The sequence below is a fragment of the Acaryochloris sp. IP29b_bin.137 genome, from assembly GCF_028285745.1.
In the GTDB taxonomy this organism is placed as follows: domain Bacteria; phylum Cyanobacteriota; class Cyanobacteriia; order Thermosynechococcales; family Thermosynechococcaceae; genus Acaryochloris.
This window is the reverse complement of record NZ_JANQOP010000331.1, coordinates 1-3,504: the sequence shown is the minus strand read 5'-3', so window position 1 is coordinate 3,504 and position 3,504 is coordinate 1. Positions and strand designations below refer to the sequence as shown.

Below are 3,504 nucleotides of genomic sequence, written 5' to 3'. Positions count from 1 at the left end.
GCTCGCAGGTCGGTTTCTACCCGAAGCAATGCCTGAACGCGATCGCGCATGGCTGCTTCGAAGACGACATATCGAGACTTGCCCAGGGCTTTGGCTCGATACATGGCATTATCCGCATCCCGCAATAAATTTTCAGCCTGGGGCGAATGGTCTGAATTCAGCGCAATACCAATACTGGCAGAGATATAGACTGTATGCCCCTGGAGTTCAAAGGCTTTCTCCAGCTCGCGATTGAGACGGCTGGCCACTTGTTCCGCTTGATCTTACCCAGCAATATTCTCCAAAAGGATGGCAAATTCATCGCCGCCTAACCGGGCAATCACATCACCGGGGCGTAACGCCGCCGTCAGCCGTTTAGCCACTTCAATCAGCAGATGATCCCCAATGGCATGGCCCAAACTATCATTAATAACCTTAAACCGATCGCAGTCCAGAAACAGCACGGCAAATAGATAGTTAGCCTGGCGATTGACGCGCGTCAGAGTCCGGTGAAGCTGGTCCAAAAATAACGCCCGACTCGGCAACCCCGTGAGATGATCGTAGAGCGCCACATGGTTGGTGAGATCCGTATGTGACCCGGCCATCCGTACCACACGATTATGGGGACCAAACACCGCCATGCCGCGGCTACTAACCCAACGATAGGACTGGTCCCGGTGAAGCATGCGATATTGACATTCAAAGGCAGTTGTTTCCCGCCGTAAATGCCGCCGCAAATCGGTGCGGAATCGTTCCTTATCTTCCGGATGGATGCGATCAAACCATTCTTGAATGGAAGGTTGAAGCGCCGCTTCCCCTTGGCCAATAATCGCGGCCCAACGGGGAGAATAATAAACTTGATGGGTGTGTAAGTTCCAGTCCCAGAGGCCATCATTCGAGGCTTGGGCCACCAGATTATATTGTTCTTCCCGCTCCTGCAACGCTACTAATGTCCGAGTATGGTTTATGGCATACCGGATTGACCGCTCCAGTAAAGCAGACGTAATCATCCCTTTCACCAAATAATCCGTCGCCCCTGCTGTCATCGCAGCTAAGTCGATCTCGCGATCTTCCTGGCCCGTCAACAAGATAATCGGAATTCGATGACCTAAAGCGACCACTTCTTCCAGCAAGTCCAAGCCTGTTCGACTGCCTAAGCGAAAATCGAAAACATAAATATCATGCTGGTGACGCTGAACCGCCTGCAGTCCTTTGTCATAGGTATCCGCCCAGTCCAGATCAAACTGGATGCTTTGAAAATCGTCTAAAAGATCCTCAAAAAAGAAGTAGTCATCTTCATCATCTTCCACCAGCAATAGTTTGATATGCAGTGGATCAAGATGCCTCACAACATTGCTCCGGGGGTAATGCCACAACAGTAAACCAGTACTGGCCTAGGGTTTGCATCACCTCAACTAATGCATCAAAGGTCACAGGTTTGGTGATGTAGGTATTGGCCCCCAAGTCATAACTGCGATAAATATCAATATCCGTATTAGAGGTGGTTAAGACTACAATCGGAATGCGGCGGAGTTCAGGATTCGCTTTAATCTCCTGCAATGCTTCTCGCCCGTCTTTCTTCGGCATATTGAGATCCAGCAAGATTAGACCGGGGCGGGGCGACGTTTTCGGGTCGGCATATTGACCTCGGCGAAATAAGTAATCCATCAACTCTTCGCCATCTTTGACAAAGCGAAGATCATTACTCAGTCGGCTCTCCTCTAAAGCTTCGGCTGTGAGCATCCGATCATCTTCATCATCGTCAGCCATCAAAATCGTAATCGGGGCAGCATTGACTGAGGTCATGATTGGGGCTCCATGGAGGTTTGGGTAAGCGGTAAGGTGATGAAAAATGTTGCGCCTTGGCCCGGTGAGCTTTCAGCGGTGATGGTGCCGCCATGATGCTCGGCAATTTTGGCACAGACCGCTAGACCAATGCCCGTGCCATCATATTCATTGCGACTATGTAAACGCTGAAACACCCGAAAGATACGGTCCGTATACTTTTGCTCAAAGCCAATGCCATTATCTTCAACGCTGATTTGGTACAGGCTCTCGGTCTCAGTACTTTCATTAACCGATTGCCCACCAATCGTGATGCAGAGGGGCTGATCCGGCTGACGAAACTTGAGGGCATTGCTAATCAGGTTTTGAAACAGTTGGCGAATTTGCATCGGTTCCGCATCAATCGTAGGTAACGCAGTCACCTCAACCTGGGCCTCCGTTTCCTGAATCCGAATTTCCAGATCATCTAAAACGCTGCCCACCACTTCATTGAGATCGACTTCAGTAAAGGGTTGTGACTTTGACGTCACTCGAGAAAAAGCCAATAGGTTCTGCACCAGTTGCCGCATGCGGCCCGCCGCTTTTTGCATGCGGTCCACATAATCTTTCCCCCGATCGCTCAGATCATCTCTACATTTCGTTTGTAATCGATCACCAAAGGCCTCAATTTTACGGAGGGGCTCTTGCAAATCATGAGAGGCTACATAGGCAAATTGTTCTAATTCCTTATTGGAGCGGAGTAAGGCTTCGTTGGAGCGAGCGAGAGCCTCAGACTCTTCCGCTAGCCTGGCTTCAGCTTCCTGTTTGGCCTTTTCCTGCCGAATCAGAACGGCTTGGGCATAGCCAACGATAATGACGAGTACCCCATATAGCCCAGCAAAGGTGATGATAACGGCGATCAGCCCTTCCTGCTGAGCATCTTCTACCTGTTGTACGAGCGGTGTGACATTGCTATAGACCTCGATAACACCTTCAATCTCTGCATCAGAACCCTGAGGCCGAAGGGGTAAGTAGCTGGAAATCAGTTTTTTCTCTGTCAGGAGTCCCTGTACACTCCGAAACTTCTTTTTATGGGACAGCTTAGTGATGGTTTTACCGGAACGCGCTGTCAGAAACCCCGAATATTTAGCCTTCTCTTGGCCAATTTGTTTGGCGTTGGTTGAAAACACCACGCGACCGTCTAAATCAAAAATTTTGAGTTTGGCGATGGACGTTCCTTGAATCAGACGACGAACGGTGGCATCAATGTCTTCAATTTGAGGATGATTTTGTAATTCTTTCTTAGATAAGGACTCCGTAGAACTCAAGAAAGATTTGTGCTGAGGCCATACCGAATTGGCAAAGACTTGGGTGATTTCTACATTCTTTTGCTCACTCGCACTAATCAGTTGGGCCGTTGTCGTTTGCTGATTGTAGTGCCGCAAGAAGAGGGTGGCGCTCCCACAGGCAACTAAACTCGCAATCGAAAAATATCGCAGTAACTTAAACAAAAGCTATATTCCAAAGGCAATACATCCTGGTGTCCTGATCCAGTTGTCAGGATCCCTTTGGTTAGAATTCCCAGGATTTCCTACCTTTGGAACAAATCATTGATGGACCTCACAAAAAACGCGATATGTGAAATTTTAAAAAGTATTCTAATTCAATACCTTCGCCAAACGGTTAAAGATTTTCAGATGCTTGTCTAGGGTGTATCGCGCCTAAGTTGGCAACCTTGGCAATAATCTGTGCCCAAGAAAT

At 48.6% G+C, this 3,504-nt stretch carries 2 protein-coding genes and 1 pseudogene; all 3 read right to left on the bottom strand.

The features are described from left to right. Positions 1 to 1,289 (bottom strand): annotated as a pseudogene (locus tag Q0991_RS22565) (diguanylate cyclase); the annotation flags it as partial. 25 nt (positions 1,290 to 1,314) lie between these two features. After that, a complete protein-coding gene (locus Q0991_RS22560; RefSeq protein ID WP_012162264.1) occupies positions 1,315 to 1,785 on the bottom strand; it encodes a response regulator in 471 nt (156 codons plus the stop codon). Beyond that, positions 1,782 to 3,254, bottom strand: a complete 1,473-nt coding sequence (locus Q0991_RS22555; RefSeq protein WP_299492842.1) for an ATP-binding protein — start codon at positions 3,252 to 3,254, stop codon at positions 1,782 to 1,784. The genes Q0991_RS22560 and Q0991_RS22555 overlap by 4 nt, the downstream gene beginning before the upstream one ends. Positions 3,255 to 3,504 lie beyond the last annotated feature (250 nt).

Coding starts and splice junctions, on each gene's coding strand:
- Q0991_RS22560 (WP_012162264.1), bottom strand. CDS start 1,785: ATGACCTCAGTCAATGCTGCCCCGATTACGATTTTGATGGCTGACGAT.